Origin of the sequence: Halorussus sp. AFM4, assembly GCF_051194995.1 — an archaeon.
Classification (GTDB): Archaea; Halobacteriota; Halobacteria; order Halobacteriales; family Haladaptataceae; genus Halorussus.
Map to the genome: position 1 here is coordinate 88,369 of NZ_JBNTJT010000007.1, position 16,452 is coordinate 104,820.

Genomic DNA, 16,452 nt, shown 5'->3' on the forward strand with positions numbered 1-16,452 from the left:
GACTCGCAGTCGACTTCGAAGTCGACCGCAAACGCGTCTGATTTGTCGCTTCGGCGGTCTGCACTCGAAGAAAGCACCCTTGGGTGTCGGTTCGCCGCTTCCTCAACCGTTATGCGTGTGACGTGTTTGAATTTGAATAATGACGGAACAACGGGCTATCAATAGCCTGCAGGACATTCGGGAGACAAAATTGGAAACGTATGCGAACGAGCCGCCGTTGGTGAGTAAGGATTTCAAGTTGGAGGCGGCGGATAGTGCGGACTACAGTCGACGGTTTGTGTTCGAACTCCTGCAGAATGCGGACGATGAGATGCCGGATAGTAGTGACGAGTCACGCAAGATTCGGTTCGAACTGCGCGGAGACTGTCTGCTCGTCGCTAATACCGGCCGGCCGTTCGATGCTGCGGACCTGGACGCGATCACGACGCTCACGCAGACCACAAAAGGCGACGACGGTGATGAAGCCACTATTGGACACAAGGGACGGGGCTTCACATCGATTCTAGATATCACGTCGAACCCGGGGGTTTTCTCACAAAACGAGGGCGGACTGCTGGCCGCAGAGTTCGAGCGAGAACGAACGCGAGACGTAATCGAGGAGAAACTGCGCGAGGAGGGCATGGAAATCGATGGCGCTATCGACAACGTCCCGTTGATGCCGATTCCGTTCCCGAGTGAACCTAGTACTCGAGTGTCGGAACTCCTCGAAGCGAGGTATTCGACGGTGTTCCGGTTGCCGCTCAGAGCCGAGAACCAAGAACGGATCTTCGAGACGATCGAGTCGACGTTCAGAGAGCAGGTCACGCAGGAGACTGTTGCGTTGCTTCCGAAGACGGATCGCGTCGAGTTCGTCGTTGGTGAGCGACAGCGTATCTGGGAGAAGACCCAACGGGACTGGCGAGGGGAGACTGCCGCAACTGTCATCGGCATCGAACGGCGTGGCGACCTTGATCCGGACGCTCCTGCGAGGACGTCGGAGGAACTCGTTTCGTTCGCCCGTGAGTACGATGTCCCGGATCGGTCGTTCACGGGAATTGACTCGGCGATTCTTGAGGACATCGGAAAGCTACGGTTGAGCGTTGCCTTCAGACTGGAGGACGACGAGGAGACATCGCTTAGACCGTTGTTCGTCGGCGACGACTCAATGGAGCGACCGTTCGTCCACGTGTTCTTGCCGACCGAGGAGCGAAGCCCTATCCCGGCGTTGCTGAATGGAACGTTCCAGGTGAGTACGTCTCGACGGAGTCTGAATATGCCGACGAACCCGGAAACAGGTACCGTGATGGGGTTGAACGGCTGGCTGTTCCAGCGAGTGGCCGACCTACTCGCCGCCGATGTCCTTTCCTTCGTAAAAGAGACAGATACGACGCTCGGCGAATTCCTCCGGACGATCGACTTTACGGCGGTTCGCGCCGATGAGACGGCGCGGACGAATCCGGTGAATCGTTGTTTTGTGGAGGCACTCAGGGATGCGTTCGAAGGGGTAGCGTTTGTCCCCCAATTAGAACAGGTTGCGTCTGGCGTTTCAGGGCCCGACTTGGATTCTCGGCCACTTTCCGAGATTGTACTCCCGTATACGCATCCGGACGCAGAGCGATTAGGTCCGCTGACGGCGATGGTGTACGGGCAAGACCGCCTCAGGTTCAGGGACAGTGACGCTGACATCGAAGGCTGGTTCCCCTCGACGTCACTACTCGAACATGATGTCGCTACAATCCTAGAAGAGTTGGGGGCAACTCGACTTGAGCCGCAACAAACCCCAGCGGTTCTCGGTGCTGCCCCAGACGAGAATGCGATCCTCCAGTATCAGGAAGCGCCTGAGCGACTCACGGTCGACCCCATCGTGCTTGCGCTGGCAGAAACATGGCTGACGCTCACTGACAGTACGGACAAGCGACGGCTCGCTGAGGCCGCTCGGGCGGCGGCGGTGTTCCCTGTCGGCGATCCCAAAGTTGGCAAGCACGGCGAGTACTATCGACACGAGACGACGCCAGAGTCGGTCGAATGCTTCTTCCCACCGCAGCAGAGCGTTCCAACGGATGCACTCGCGGGAATTCGTCTGTTCCCGACTGAGCTCTACTACACGGACGGCTCTCGACAGGCCGATTCGGATGCCCGGACCGAGCTCCTCGACGGCGGCGAGTTCGAGAGCGTCTTGGATGCACTCTGGGATATCAATGAGTTCGGTTTCCAGGATATCGCCGAGAAGGGTGTCTTTCCGCTTCTTCCAGGGCCATCGTCCGGCGACGTCGACGATAGCTCGCTTCGCGACCCCGAGGTACTCAAATTCGTCCAGCGATTGGCGACAAGTAGCACAACGGGGAAACCGCCAGCCTCCCCGAAGGATCCGCTACCATATACGTACCGCAGCAACGAGCCCTATTACGACTTATGCCTGCTTCCAGTCCCAACGGCTGATGGTGGGTGGGCGCGTGCCTACGAGGTATACTTCGGTGCAAGCTGGCAACGTAACAAGCCCGCCGCAGGCCGAGTGGAGCAACTTCTCCAGACGGCAGGGGTATCGCCGCCGGTGTTGGCGCCGCCACGGGCATTCGGGCTCGACGACGCCGACGACTGGTCGAAGTGGCGGGAGTTCTTCCAGTGGATCGGGGTCTGCGAGCATATTCGCATCACACCGTTCTTCCATCCCACACAGTCCCACCGCTACAGCGCCACGGAACACGTCGATCCAGGGTCGAATTCCACGCTCGATCCGGACAGCCAGTTCAGTCCGAGTATGCTCTCCGAAGGCGATCTAAATGCGTACCAGACCAAACTAGAGTCCGCTGCGTACGATGCGGTGAGCGAAGACGACGGGGAGCGACCGTACATCTGGCAAGTCAACGGGCTAGAGTACGACCACGCGATACTTGAGGCCGGGAAGGACCCGGAGTTTGGAAAGTTGCTGATGGGTCACCTGTACACGTGGTGGGGGAAACTCTCGGACCATGCGGACGCAACCGTCGCGCTCTACTCCAATAATCGACTCCGATACCAGACGACCTACCTGTTCAATCAGGATGAGATCGAGGGCGTCCTGCCGAATCTTTGGCTCTGGCAGCTCCGTCGTGCCTCCTGGTTGCCGAGTATGCTCGGGCAAGTCCCCCCTGAAGACGCGTGGTTACTCAAGGACAAGGACTTACAGCGATACTCGGTCGACATCGACGACAGTCGACATCTGCTCTTACCGACGCTCCGCAGAGAGGTGTATCAGGAGTTAGTCGAGGACACCCCTGGTCTACTCGATGCACTATCGATTCGGCGTCGCGTAGAGACACGAACGCTCACGCCGCGCGACGCCCGAACGGTTGCAGAACGCATCAAATCAGTCGTCACGGAATTGCAGAGCGAGACCGAACCGGGAGGATACTACATCTCTGAAATCGAAGCGGCGTACAGTAATCTGAGCGAGGACCTGCCGCCACTCGACAACCAAGGTCAAATTCAATCGTCCGCGTGGGAGCCGGCTGAAACTGGGCTCGGCTCGGTGCCAGTCCCCTGCATGGCAGGTGATGAGTTACAGTTCCATGAGGCTTCAGAGGCATATTTTACGCGGAGTCACGAGGAGGCGTCGCGCTTTGAGGAACTGGCGGTTCCAATCTTCGCGTTAACTCGCGAGGATACGCCGGCGATTGGCAAGCACTTCGGGATGATAGACTTGGTTGAGGCCGTCGATGAGACGCCGCAGGTTGACGAGGAGCGTGTTGTGGCGACGGAGCGGTTCCGGGAGGAGTGGCTAGACGTGGCGGCGCCGTATGTGCTGTGTCGGTTGAAAGCGACTCGGAGCAGCCAACGGGAGGATGCAACTGGGCTGTCCCGGTTCGTCGATCAAGTAGTCGTTGTCGGCTCTCTGAAGGTCGTTTATGAGCTTCGGGATAGTCCGGAAGCGGCCCCATCGACGCGGCCGGCGGAGTACTTCATCGAGAGAGACGAGCACGGGAATCGGACGCGGGTGTACGTCGTCGCGGACAGTTCCGACCCGGTTCGGGACGCTCCAGTGGAAACGATCTCGAAGGCGTTCGCGGAGTATCACGGCCTGGGAAGCTGGGAGTCGCTGTACGTGCTCCTGCAGCAAGCGCCAGACAGAGCGGCGATGCAATCGCAACTGGAGGCGGCTGGCGCACCAGCTAGCCAGCGAGAACTTGAGGCCAGGCGGTCAGCATATGAGGGACGAGCAGAACAACGGCAAATCGAGACGGTCGCCAGCACGGAGTTCGACGGTGAGAAACTCGCGACAGGTGGCGACGAGTCGACCGCTACTGGCTCTGCCGCCTTGCGCGACACGTCATCGGAGACTTCGGAGTCGAGCGCAACGGTGCGAGACGGGTCTCGAGTACCGTCAGCCGAACAGTTGACCCGAATTGGAGATAGTTCCACGCTCGCGGTCGGGAACACAGATACTGGTGGCAGCTCGCATTCGGAAGCATCCAGAAATACTGGTGGTGATTCTGGAGCGTCGTCATCGCGACAGACCAAGGTAACGGCAAACTACATCGACAAAGTTGACGAGTTCGGGATGGAGGCAACGTACAACGCTGAACTCCAGCGCCTCCGCGAGGAGGGCTGTATGGAACCGGAGAAGTACGTCCACGACGTGCACACGCGTGGCCTCTACCTCGAGGCGAGAAACGACGATGTCGCTGGCCCAGTTCTGGAAGCATTGGAGGATCGGGGCGTAATCTCCAAGCCGTACCCAGGGTTCGACTTCTTAGTGGTGGCTCGTGATGCGAGCGAGCCAGAGCGGTGTATCGAACTGAAATCGTCTGGGTCGAACACGCGACGTCCGTCGATCAGCTGGAACGAGTGGAAGTCAGCGCGAAACGAAGACCTCAGAGAGGCGTACTATCTGTATGTCGCCGTAGAACTTGAATCCGGCAAGAGCGGTGACGCGAGACTGATTCAGGTCCCGAACCCGTTCTTGACGCTCGATTCGCGCGAGCGAACCGTTCGGTCACAGAGCCGAGAGGTCCAGGTGAAACTCTCGGAGTTCCATCCGGAAGAGCAAGAGGTGGTCGAGCGCGCAATTCACTGGAGGGAGTGAACACTCGAAAATGCCCAAGTTCGACGTAGGAATATAACGTCTCGACCTCGATTTCATCAAGGACAAGCCGACCCACGAGGAGGCTATCTATCGGGGGGCTAGTCGTCGAGAGTAGCAAGCACCTATGAAGAGCTGTAGGACATCTGTTTTGCTTCGTAACAAATTACCTATGACTGGGCGAGACTTGCTTTCTCGAAGGGTGATCCACCAGTCGGAAGGCACAACCCTTCTCGGATTTGAGTTCCTGAGATGACTCCACTCCCTATACTGGCTATACTCAGTATACTATCGGTCCCTATATTTATTAGGGTGGATGGTATATTGAGATATATGCGTCCCAACATTGACATCCCCTGGTCGATTCACGGGAAAATCAAAGAATACGCTGAGGCGAACGAGATCACGATAGAAGAGGCTTACATCGAGACGCTGAATCAAGGAATTGAGCAGCTTTCCATCCCGAATACCTCCAACTCAGTAACCTTCGAAGATGATCAAGAGTGGTTCCCGTTCGGCCATCGACAAATCCGAACACAAGGAGAAGAGTCGTACGACATCAACAACGTAGTGACCTGCTTCCCTCATATCTATCAAGGAAAACAGCCTGTTTGTATCCAGACGAGACGTCAGAACGTGTCTACTGAGAAATTCAAATCGTATCTGTCGTCTTTACAATCAACGGACTACATCACCCAGGATTGGTTCACAGTCCACCAATTAGGTGGTGCGTGGGTTGGAAGAGGAATGAAGAACTTTGCTCAGACGATGAGCAACTCCCAAGAACTGTTCTCGCAAGCTGATTTCCCGATGTATAAAACGGGGATTGTGATGTACGTAGCAAGTCTTCCCAGGGAGTCGGAATACTTGGTCGCGAGAGCAGAACTGTCGAGACATAGTGGTGGAGTGTCCGACCTCTCACTACGATTCCTTACTGATGGGCATCCCGTAAGTGGTCGAAGGTACTACGAGATCGCTTCCCAGTTCGAATTCAGCGAACTATTCAACGGTAGGGATACTACGCTTCCATCCTTAGGCACGCACTTTGGAGAGTCGCCGGAAGTAAACGTCGTTGATGTAGTCACTAAGTCCGACTCGAATCGAGACGAGCCGTGGGTGAGTGGACTGATTATCGAGAACCCTCTTCAGGAGAATCCTGAGTTAGTGAATCAACTCGAGTGGAACCGTACTGCTGATTCGGTCCGCGCTGAAGAAGCAGAAAGCACGGTCGAAACCTTACTCAATTACGACGAACTGTACTGCGAACTTGATCATCACCACCCCGTCTCTGACGACCATGACTACCGACTGGAAGGTCTCGGTGCAACATATCTTTCTCCGCTTTTCGATCGTAACAGCATCTGGAATGTGAGTCTTAGCGTGGACTGGTAAAACCTAGAACTATTGAGGAACCGGATTTCTCTCTAAACCGATAGAATCAAACTATTCTAATCCCTGCCGATATTTGTGCTTGAATATAATATCCAGAAAATCATAGAGGAATCACAGAATTCTATTCCTTTCCTTTTCGCTGTTTTTCTCGTCTTTGTCCCTCTTGGAATTGGAATACAAATACTTGCGATTTTATCAGGTAAATACCCTCTTTCAGATATTAGCTATCAAACTGCAAATCTAGTAATTAACTCTATATTGACACTCTCGTTGGTCTATTTGTATTACTCATCTGGCCAAACTCAACAAGACCAGTTGTCGGCTCTGGAAGCCCAATCCAATAATCTCGAGACTCAAGCAAAGGCAATTACTGACCTATCTGATATTCAAGACCAACAGTTAGAGATACTTGATTATCAGCGGAAAATGATGGAACAGCAGTATTCGCCTAACCTTGACTATACTCACATGTATACTGATGGAGATAATTTGAAACTAACCCTCACAAACGCCGGAGCAGGTATTGCGACAAATATACGAATAGAGGCTGCTATAGAGGCGTTTAGATCCGATCCTGTTGATGACGAATACATAACCTGTGTATCCTACCCGACTTTCTCTAGCGGTGAATCGTCTAACCTCATTTTACCTGACGACGAGGAGGAATTCAACTTTGACGTGTCACTGACAGTACCAACAGAAGAAGGTTTGCGTGAAATGGGGTTTGAGGATGGTTTAGCGTCTACTGATCACGATGCACTCGGGGGGCGTTGGGTTCGAATTCGACTTCTCTATCAGGATGCTGGTGGAGACCAAAAGACTCTGAGACTAGTTGAATATTCTCGAGATCTCGTAGGGAATCTTTCTCTCGGTTCTATCTTAGGATTTGAGCAGTACGGGAGAATCCCTGACATACATCTCTGCGACCGATGATCGGCTATCAAACCGATTGAGCCAACCAGGCGACGACGAGAACACTCAGAAAACGAACAGGATGAAGAACAGCAGTACAAGTCGAGTCGCAGTATGAATGGATAGCCGAACCATTTTGCTCCTGGAGGCGAAGTCTCAAACACGTATTCGATATTGAACGGCCCAAACAAAGAGGAGTATCTTCCAACCGGAATGTATCGGTTTGAGAGTGAGTGGGGCTTCGCGATCCAGATATGGAAAGCGAACAACGCCACTCGTGGGGCTTTCGACTTCCGCTCAGTACATAGCCGTCACATTCACACTCTCGGTCTATCAGCACTTGTAACTGCTGAGACGTAGAACCAAAGGACGACCATTTGGTGCATTACCCTCCGTATGTGGTATATTATCATCTACTGGGGTTTTCAACAGAGCCACGCTCGACAGTTAATCGACCAACCGAGAGAACCAGTCCTTTGTTAACCAACAAACGCCAAAATACGCGCTCGCCTGTTGGTTAAGAGTGATATCCATCTATTGATCTGCTTCAGGGTTCGGTCCGTATCGGGGTGTACTGCAGATGTCGCATTCCCACATTGGTTGACCACTCCATTCGTCGTCGGGGACGGTCTCGAAGTCGAGGAATCGGTGCCTCGTATCGCGGTCGCATTCACGACACTTGAGGTGCCTCCTGTTTGGTCGCTCGCGTTGGTGGCTGTCAGCCATGGTCTCTTCGACAGATTGCTGGAGTGCAACTGCGGGGACTAGCCACACGTCGTCTGCGTCCTCAAGAAGAGTCTCAAAATGGTCTTTGTTCTGAATCCTACGTCCGCTTTCGTCGTAGAGGAACGTCGTATGTTCGCCGTCGTGACGGGACTGCGTTGTGTCCTGCCACTCTGTCAGTTCACGGGCAGTCTCGACTAGCTGTCTACCCGAGTTGGACGTAATCTGTACTGCTTCGGGAAGCGAAGGCCACTTGTCTGCAAGTTGTGATGCAGGCTCCTCGTCGAACTCGGAGATTAGTTGGCAGTCGTCGACCGCGGAGTCTCTGTCGGCCTTCATGAGGAGGCCCGCCGCCGCAGTACCCTTCGCGATGGCGCTGTCGAACGTCGATGCTTCCACGACGAAATGAACGACGTGAAGCAGTGTCCATTCGGTATCAGACCTCGACTGTTCCTCCTCGGAGCTATCGAGGTGGTTCACCAGACAGAACCGACATTTGGTCCGACTCGAAGGAATAGTTGCTCCACAGGAAGAACACTCGCTCTCCGTTGCTATCGTCTCGTTTGGATATCTTGTAGTGACTGCATCTAGTCGCTGTTGGCTCGACTCCTCGTCGCTACTATTGGAGAGTTTGTCGTCGGGAACATGCGTTGCTTCGCCGAGTGGCCGAAGTTCTTGGTGGTCCGAGTCCCGCTGAGTCATCAAGTAATGTAGCACTGCTTCGTCTTCGTATTTAAACGATGGCCGTACGTCAATTCTCTATTGGGAACTACTATGAGACTTCTTTATCCAGATTGCAGCTCGTAATTGGCTCGACAGTAATGCTCAAGAACCGTTCGTACGTTCCGCAATCTTATACTCTCATCAATAGTAGGCCCTCATATGGTAGTCCGGGGTAAGGGTGCCCCCATAACGAGCTGTAAGACGGTTACACTCGGGGAGTCCGAGTACTTGCCGGACGAACGCGAAGTTAGACACATCGTCACTCAGGATGCGGAAGGCCCGGTCGAATGGGCGACTGAACCGATTGCGCAGTACGCTCATCAAGAATGTGTGAAAGCGGGGGCCGAGGCGGTACTCCCGACAATCGAAGACCGGTTTGACTCGCCCGTCAAGAATGTCAACACCGAAGTGCAATTCGATGATGATGGCGACTCCGGTGCGAGGATTGTAGTCAAGTATACTGTCTGGACGCAAACATGGGAACGGGCAGTAAAGAGCACGCCGAATATCGACTTCGATGATCTCGTTGCTGTGACTCCACAAAGTGTCCAGACAACCATTGAACTGGTGGGTGAGAAGTACTCCTGTGACGTTCCTGTATTCATTCGGACGACCGATGCCTCCCTTTTGTAACTTCTCAACGATAAATACGCGCTCTGTATTAAGCGATGATGACAGAGTCAATTCTAATTAACGAACCTACGAGGCTAACTTCTATTATAGAAACCTAAATTGGCAGCGTACACGTGTTCACACACCGAGTTCGTTCAATGTGTCGCGGTGAGTGCGGATGGTCACCGTCGAGACATTCGCGGCCCGTGCGACGTCTGATTGGACCATCAAGCGGCCTGCGTCACAGCCTGCTTTGTATAAACATGCGGCGGCGAATCCTGTCGGATTAACGCCTGAAACGGCACCTGCTGATTCTGCCTGTTCTGCTAACTGCCGGGCACGATTCCTGATTCGGTCGGGGATGTCGAGTTCGGAGGCTAACTGGGGAATGAATCCACTCGGCCTCACCGGTTGGGCTGGAAGGCCGAGCTCCGTATTCAGCGTCTGATACGCAGTCCTCACTCGGGCCTGCTCGACACGAGCTGGCTCAACAACGTTATCGAATGTTCGCGAGAGGCCGTTACATCGACATGCGCCGTGGACGCTTGCCGCCGCCATCGCCTCGATTGACTGACCCCGAAACAGGTCTTCATTCTGGGCGCTCCGGAAGAGCCGACATGCTTGGTCACGAATCGTCTCGCCGAGGTCGAGCGCGCTACTGATGCGACGGACTTCACTGAGGCCGTGGGCGAGGTTGCGCTCGGCTTTCGACTGGAAGCGCCCGCGGGACTGTTCCCGGCGGAGCCGACCGAGTTGTCGTCGCTTTCGCCTGGACAGGTCATTTCCGTTCGCGTCGGTTCCACGCCCGATTTCGGTCGAGAGGCCGCGGTCGTGACGGGCGGCCGTCAGCGGCGCACCTGTACGCGCTCGGTTCTGCTCGTCGTCACTGAACGACCGCCACTCCGGCCCGTGGTCGATGCGTTCGTCCTCAAGAACTAGCCCACACTCCTCACAGACGGTCTCTGTGACGTTCGTGACGACCCGTCCGTCACATTCCGGGCATCGGTTCGTTGCATCGTTCTGTACGTCCTCGTCGAATGCCTTCTCGTAGATCTCGCTCGTTGCCATGATACTCACGAGGGACTCCGTGAACCGGTCTCTCGAAGAGGCCCTCACCCATTGAGGGCAAAATAAACACGTCGCGGTAGGACAACAGCAGAGTTGACTGCTGTGGCGAAAGCCCGGCCGCGAACGGCCAGTCGGCCGTGAGCAGCCCGGACCGTGGAGGTGGTGGGAGGTGGCGGTGACCGCACCACACCAGCAAAAAAGGGCGTGCTCTGGCTATTCCCACCAGCGATCGCGCTCGGGGAATAGGATGGTCGTCCACCCGGTTACGGCGAGTGAGACACGTCCCTCGTACCAGTTCCGGGCCGCTCCGCGAATGGTTACCTGCTCGCCTTCCTCCATCCACGGCGCGTTCGAGTTTTTCCAGACCGTGACTCGGGTTTGTCCGCTTTCGTCTTCAATCAGGCCAACCTGTGCGATACTCGGATGCGATGGCTCCCACAACGTCTCGACACGCCCGGAGATGCTCACCTCCTTGCGATTCACGTCTTCGAGCCTGCCGATGGGGATTACCTGTCCCGGCGCCGTCTGCAACTCTTCGTGAACGCCGACGACCGCACTCATCATGCTTGCCCCTTCAACCACGCGCTCGGCCAGTCGCCGACTGATCGCCGCTCTCGTCCACCCGTCCAACTTCTCGCTCAACCGCTTCGACTGCTCGTTCACGCTCGCTAGCTCGTCTTGGGATAGCTCTTCGCGTGGGTCTGGACGCTCCGGGTCTGCCATTGGATCTACGCTCGCCGCCCGCTTCTGGAACTCCAGACGCCGCTCCGCGCTCCGCTCTGCCGCAATGTCTCGCGCCCGCTTCGCTCGGCCATCTTGTCGACTGACTTCGGCTCGGATGCTGATGCGCTTCAGTTCAGCTTCCCGCGCCCGAATGCGTTCCTCCTGTTCGAGTGTCACACCCTGAATCCGCTCTTTGCTCGTCTCTTTGATTCCGTCTGGATGGTTTGCATCCACCTTCGCTTGGGTCTCCTGCTCGACCGTCGCTCTGAGTTCGGGTATTTCTTCGACGACCTCGAAGCCATCCTCATCGACTGCTTGCTCCTCCGCCTGTTTGAGTGCCTGTTCATCGACCGAAACGACCTTGCCGCTTGCGTTGTTACTAGACATTGGAACTCAACCTAGTTCCGAAGGCGCTCACGCGCCCGACACCGCGATGCTCCTACATCGCGGTTTTCCGACGACAACGACCGACAGAACCATCTGCGCGCTCTCGCTCGCGCCTTCGCGAGCGCCCTACCGGGCGCGAGCGAGAGCGCGCCTGCATCAGGTGGCCCCAACCAGCACCGCGCGCCGACCCGCCCGGAGCGAGCGGCCAGCGGAGTAAGCGTGGGGGTGAGCAGCTACGCCGCGCAACCCCTCGCGCTTACCCGCTGGCGTCGAGACCAGATTCATTTTAGCCCGGAACGGGCGCGGGCGGTGCGGAGAGCGCCCGCACGCCCGGAATGGTCGGTCGCGAGCGACGCGGAGGGCGGCAGCGGCGAGCGGGGCGGGCCGGTACGTACACACCTGTCCAGCCGGCTATGTCGCTCGGTGAGCCATTCACCGTCCTGGTGGACTCAGAAAGGGCGAGGCCGCCTTGGCCGTCCCCCGACCCCGCAAGCACCGCAGGCACGAGGCGCGCAGCGGCGGTCGCGGGGCGTCGAGCGGCCGAGGGCTTTCGGGTGTCAGGGATCAGCGTTCAACTCCCGTAGGGAGCAGCTGGCTGTCATTCTGATACGCTCGCCATCGATATGGAACAACCAAGAAGGTCTTAAGGGACTGCTATTGGCCCCGAGTAAGAAAATAACCTTCCTCACGGTAATATAGGAGAAAGGTTTTAGTCTCTGTGCGTCTCATAGGCAAGTAGAGATGACGCGAAACGCCTTTGAGATGTACCAAGCCGTCCGCGCCGCCTCCGATGAACATAATGCCCCGGTCATCTACGTCGAGTCCGCTGAGGATCTTGACTCCCCTGTTGAGCGAATGACCATTAGTGTCGCCCGTCCTGACGTGCTCCTTGACGAGACCGACATCGGTCCGAACGAACTCCTCAGAAAACAGGAAGTTGGTCACCCTGACAAGGTGTTCGTGCACGCCGGCGATGTCGCCCGATATTCAGGATGCTCACTCGAAACTGCACGCAACTGGCTCGAGAAGTTCGAATCGAAGGGGCTCATCAAGCACCATGGATCCGGAGATGCCGAGGTCGGGACTGTCGCGCTTTACCGCCCGGTTCTAGAGGATCAGGAGGATATCAACACCAAGCTCTACGAGCTTGAGGGGCGACGACCGCCGGACCAGCTGGTCGCCACGGTGACAGTCACCCCTGGACAGTTCGACCATATCGGCGGCTCACGATTCAAATTTGAGGACGACGAGTCGGTAACGATCGACGTTTCCAAACCCGAGAAGTCCACGACGATACAGGAGCATGTGAACTCCCAACTTCGCCAGCATGGGCTCATACCCTCTTCGCCGAAGAACTTCACTTACGACCTCCGCAAGGAAGCTGACCTCATCTAACCAACTATGAGCGCACCTACAGCGAACAAAATTGAGGCGCACCGTCGCCGCAAGAAGCACGACGCTCGGGAACGACTCCAACGAGCCGCCCAGTATAATGTCGTCATCGAAGAAGAACCATGTGAAAGCAACTCTGGGAACGCGAAGACGACTATCGAGCAGGTGACGACGTTCGTAATTCCCGCAAATTTCTCATTATACAGGGGTCAGTCCGTGCGGGTGAAGATTGTGGATGTCGGCGATAGTCACGCGCTCGCCCTCGCTATTGCCGTCCTCGACTGAAAGGAAGTTTACACTTCCATCACATCATAGATCACGAACGTCACCGAGTCCCCGTAGCCCTCGCTCGCGAGCACGGTTTCGGCCCCCTCGCCGGCCGCGATATCGGTCGTGTAGATGTACACCTCGGTCGCCGTACCCGCGCTGAGATACTGGGCAGCGAGGGCGGTGAGAGCGGCATCGGCACGCTTGACTTCGTCGGCAGGGCGGTTGTCGGCGTTCGCGATGTACCGCTGGACGCCGTCCATCGCCCGGGAGACGACAGGCTCGGAGAACTCGAGCGGCCCCGCAACTGTTGCCCAGCCCTCGTCGATTGCGGCGTCGATGGGCGGATTTTCGACATCCGGATCGTCGACGGTCAGCTCCTCGTACACCCGTTCGGGCAGGACGAAGGTGACGTTGTTCCGGCGAGCGAACCGCCGAACGGCCTGATAGCGACTGTTCGACGGCTGCCCCATCGCAACGAACAGGCCGGTGTCGGCGATGTGGAGCGCGCTCACGCGTCGTCAGTCGCGTCGCCGTCGTCGATATCCAACTCCTCGAGCCCTGCCCCAGCTTCCTCGATGTCGTAATGTTCGTGGACGATGGGGCGGAGCGCCTGCAGAATCATCTCCGCAGCCAGGGGGGAAATGTTCAGGTCCTCCGCCATCAGCCGGTGGGTCACCTCGCCCCGTTCGCGGGCGACCGCGTAGGTGAGCGCCGTTGCGAGGCCGGCGACACCGTGCTGGCCGATGTAGGTGTCGATGTCGGCGTCCGTCTCGCGGCGGCCGACGGCGTCGATCAGCGCCGGCGTGATCGTGTACTCGCGGTCGTCGGCAGCCGTCGTCACGGTCAGGTCGATCTCCCGAGCGGCGTACCGGCGTGGCTGCTCGTCGTCGGTGACGTCGACGACGCCGGCGTCGACGAGCCGATTGACGTAGCTGTAGGCGGTCCCCTGTGCGAGCTCGAGGTCGTCCATCACGTCCTGGACGGTCGCCTCTCCCTCCCGAGCGAGGTACGCGTACAGCTGGGCGAGCTGTGGCTCTTCGAGGAGATCGGCGACAGAGAGGAAGTCCTGGACGATGTCGCCGTCGGCGCGATTTGAGGTGCGTGACACGGGCGTTCTTGGTTACAGTTTACAGAGAACCAGTAAAGAGTGTTTGGGTCACTCTGCCGGCGTCGCGACGAGATGCTCTTCGAGGTCGCGCGTCCAGTAGGTGGCTAGGCCGCCCGGACTGCAGCGAGCGCACAGCTGTAACGGGCCTTCCAGGTGCCCCAGTTCGACCCGGAACCGGGTGAGAGCTGCGAGCGTGTCGACGACCAGCCCACAGCCGTCACAGGTGACGTGATCGCGCTCGTCGGGATCCGGCTCGGTCTGGATGGCACAGTCGACGCAGATCGGGTGGGTGACCCGTTCGTCCTGTCCCCAGGTGTGGGCCTCACCAGTTTCGGTGCCGGGCGGGGCATCGCAGAACGCACAACCCACGAGGGTCTGCTGCATCACTCGGCCTCCGCGTCGGCGTCGCGGCCGGCCGTCCAGCCACGATGGAAGACGGCCAGCTGCGTCGATGAGTCGAACGCGGTGCCGCTCGGCTCGTGAACCAGAATTTGGTCCTCCGGAACCGGAGTGACGACATCCGCGTCGACGAGGTCGTTGACCAGGCGTTGGGCCGTCGCGTCGTCGATGTCCGCCGTATCAACCCGGGCGGCGTCACGGTCCTGGGCGAGCTGTTCCTTCTCGAACTGTTCGTAGTCGGCACTCGTGTCGTCGTGCGGATCGGGACCAGGCATGGTGAGTCACGCAGCGCACGCTGTCGCGCGCTGTACGCCTCCCGGCGCCGACAAACAGTCAGGGCGGACAGCCTCAGTCCGGTCGCGGATCGCGATAGCCGATGACGGCGACGTCGTCGATGAACAGGACGCCCTTCATGAAGTCGAGCTTGGTCAGGCTATGCTGGTACAGGTTATGCCGGCCGAGATAGTTTACTGGCACCACCAGACAGCCGAACTCGATCTTCGGCCGGCCGTCTTTCTGGGTGCGGTACCCCTTCTGGAACTTGAGGAGGTCGTCACTGACGTTCTTCCGCTCGCTCTTCTCGACCTCGATGGCGATGCGGGCGTCGCCGTCGTAGAGGTCGACGCTGTAGTTAAACCCCTGATGTGACCAGAGCTTGCAGTTCGGGTTGTAGCCGCCGGCGGCGTCCCCTTCGTACTCGTACTGCGAGAGGCAGTCGGCGATCGCGGCATCGAACCCGCCGACCTCCGTGTGCTTCGTCGAGCCGTTGAAGACGCTTGCTGGGACGGCCTCGACGGCCGACCGAATCGACGCCAGCGCATCGTCCGGAAACGTTTCGGACGAAGTTTGGGTGCGGCGCTCGCTCAGTTTGGTGACCTCCTCGACGATGACCATACTCGCTCTCGAGGAGTAGCGGCCCGATAAAACCCGTCGCGACGGCCATTCGAGACGACCGACGCCAGGACTCACTCACTCGAGGAGTCGGCGGTGGGTAGGAGCAAGGGAGTGGATCCAACCCCAGCGTTAACCAACACCGTGTCGGTATCGATTCAGAATGTTGGTTAATGATAGCTGCTACGGCGTTCGGAGCTCTCGAACTGGCTTCACGATGAAGGTATCTGGCTCGCTGGCTGCTCTCTCACCTGACCGCTCCGCCGACGTCGAAGGCGACCGCGTGAGCTGGGTGATGAGCTCGTCGCGAACGGTTCGGCGAGGGACGGTGGTCTCGTGCCAGCCCAGCCGGTCGTCGAAGTGCCGCTTCTGAAACTGCTCGCCGACGTCGTCGGCCGCGACGTACTGCGTCCGCGACGACCGCCCGACCTGGTGGGCGACGAAAACCGCGCCCACGGCCTCGTGCGTGAGCTCGACGAGAGCACACTCCACGAGGGCGACGACCGACGCGTGATCCCGGTCGGTCGGAACCGTCATCTCGAGGTCCGCCCACGGCGCCTCACCGTCGGTGGTAGTTCCTGCGTGATCCGCTGCTCGTGTCTTGCTGCGTCGTTCCGTAGCCATCGTCTATCGGGGGCACGTGATGCGCCCCGCCACCCCCTCGCGGGGGCGACAAACACCACCGAAACGCACCCCGTCAACCTATGCGCTAAATCTGATACTTCTGTAGTTCCGCTACTCCTGTGATGGCCCCTCGGCCTGAGAGAGCCGGCGGCCTTCGCACATTGCATATCGCCTCTTTCTTTGGACGAAA

General features: G+C 57.7%; 14 protein-coding genes. 5 read left to right on the top strand and 9 right to left on the bottom strand.

Annotated features, from left to right (window positions below; translation table 11 throughout):
- Nucleotides 1-139: 139 nt before the first annotated feature.
- The 3 genes from ACQUQF_RS24905 (at nucleotide 140) to ACQUQF_RS24915 (ending at nucleotide 7,363) form a co-directional block, all read left to right on the top strand.
- A complete protein-coding gene (locus ACQUQF_RS24905; RefSeq protein WP_435182164.1) occupies nucleotides 140-5,041 on the top strand; it encodes a sacsin N-terminal ATP-binding-like domain-containing protein in 4,902 nt (1,633 codons plus the stop codon).
- A 330-nt stretch (nucleotides 5,042-5,371) separates the two neighbouring features.
- Entirely contained in the window at nucleotides 5,372-6,430 is a 1,059-nt protein-coding gene (locus tag ACQUQF_RS24910) for a hypothetical protein (RefSeq protein WP_435182165.1), read from the top strand.
- Nucleotides 6,431-6,505: 75 nt separating this feature from the next.
- Nucleotides 6,506-7,363 (top strand): hypothetical protein, encoded by an 858-nt coding sequence (locus ACQUQF_RS24915; RefSeq protein ID WP_435182167.1) that lies wholly within the window; start codon nucleotides 6,506-6,508, stop codon nucleotides 7,361-7,363.
- Nucleotides 7,364-7,876: 513 nt separating this feature from the next.
- Here ACQUQF_RS24915 and ACQUQF_RS24920 read toward each other — a convergent pair.
- Entirely contained in the window at nucleotides 7,877-8,545 is a 669-nt protein-coding gene (locus ACQUQF_RS24920; protein ID WP_435182168.1) for a hypothetical protein, read from the bottom strand.
- 402 nt (nucleotides 8,546-8,947) lie between these two features.
- Between ACQUQF_RS24920 and ACQUQF_RS24925 the strand changes: the two genes are divergently transcribed.
- Nucleotides 8,948-9,421: a hypothetical protein gene (locus ACQUQF_RS24925; protein ID WP_435182169.1), complete on the top strand. Its 474-nt coding sequence runs from the start codon at nucleotides 8,948-8,950 to the stop codon at nucleotides 9,419-9,421.
- 117 nt (nucleotides 9,422-9,538) lie between these two features.
- On the opposite strand, the gene ACQUQF_RS24930 is transcribed toward ACQUQF_RS24925, so the two are convergent.
- Nucleotides 9,539-10,468 (bottom strand): transcription initiation factor IIB, encoded by a 930-nt coding sequence (locus tag ACQUQF_RS24930; protein WP_435182171.1) that lies wholly within the window; start codon nucleotides 10,466-10,468, stop codon nucleotides 9,539-9,541.
- A gap of 213 nt (nucleotides 10,469-10,681) precedes the next feature.
- The gene (locus ACQUQF_RS24935; protein WP_435182173.1) at nucleotides 10,682-11,578 is read right to left on the bottom strand and encodes a DNA-binding protein; all 897 of its coding nucleotides are present in this window, start codon (nucleotides 11,576-11,578) and stop codon (nucleotides 10,682-10,684) included.
- Nucleotides 11,579-12,319: 741 nt separating this feature from the next.
- Between ACQUQF_RS24935 and ACQUQF_RS24940 the strand changes: the two genes are divergently transcribed.
- Nucleotides 12,320-12,973 carry a hypothetical protein gene (locus ACQUQF_RS24940; protein ID WP_435182176.1) on the top strand — a complete coding sequence of 218 codons (654 nt, stop codon included), beginning with the start codon at nucleotides 12,320-12,322 and terminating at the stop codon, nucleotides 12,971-12,973.
- Between the two features lie 290 nt (nucleotides 12,974-13,263).
- Here the strand turns inward: ACQUQF_RS24940 and ACQUQF_RS24945 are convergent, their stop codons facing one another.
- From ACQUQF_RS24945 to ACQUQF_RS24970, 6 genes are all read right to left on the bottom strand, one after another.
- Nucleotides 13,264-13,752: a hypothetical protein gene (locus tag ACQUQF_RS24945; RefSeq protein ID WP_435182178.1), complete on the bottom strand. Its 489-nt coding sequence runs from the start codon at nucleotides 13,750-13,752 to the stop codon at nucleotides 13,264-13,266.
- Nucleotides 13,749-14,348, bottom strand: a complete 600-nt coding sequence (locus ACQUQF_RS24950) for a DUF7437 domain-containing protein (RefSeq protein WP_435182180.1) — start codon at nucleotides 14,346-14,348, stop codon at nucleotides 13,749-13,751. Before ACQUQF_RS24950 ends, ACQUQF_RS24945 begins: the two co-directional genes overlap by 4 nt.
- 48 nt (nucleotides 14,349-14,396) lie before the next feature.
- A complete protein-coding gene (locus tag ACQUQF_RS24955) occupies nucleotides 14,397-14,732 on the bottom strand; it encodes a DUF7558 family protein (RefSeq protein WP_435182182.1) in 336 nt (111 codons plus the stop codon).
- A complete protein-coding gene (locus tag ACQUQF_RS24960) occupies nucleotides 14,732-15,022 on the bottom strand; it encodes a hypothetical protein (protein WP_435182183.1) in 291 nt (96 codons plus the stop codon). The genes ACQUQF_RS24955 and ACQUQF_RS24960 overlap by 1 nt, the downstream gene beginning before the upstream one ends.
- Before the next feature lie 73 nt (nucleotides 15,023-15,095).
- Complete coding sequence (locus tag ACQUQF_RS24965; protein WP_435182184.1) at nucleotides 15,096-15,641, bottom strand: hypothetical protein; 546 nt, start codon at nucleotides 15,639-15,641, stop codon at nucleotides 15,096-15,098.
- Nucleotides 15,642-15,821: 180 nt separating this feature from the next.
- Nucleotides 15,822-16,262 (bottom strand): hypothetical protein, encoded by a 441-nt coding sequence (locus ACQUQF_RS24970; RefSeq protein ID WP_435182186.1) that lies wholly within the window; start codon nucleotides 16,260-16,262, stop codon nucleotides 15,822-15,824.
- Between the last annotated feature and the right edge of the window lie 190 nt (nucleotides 16,263-16,452).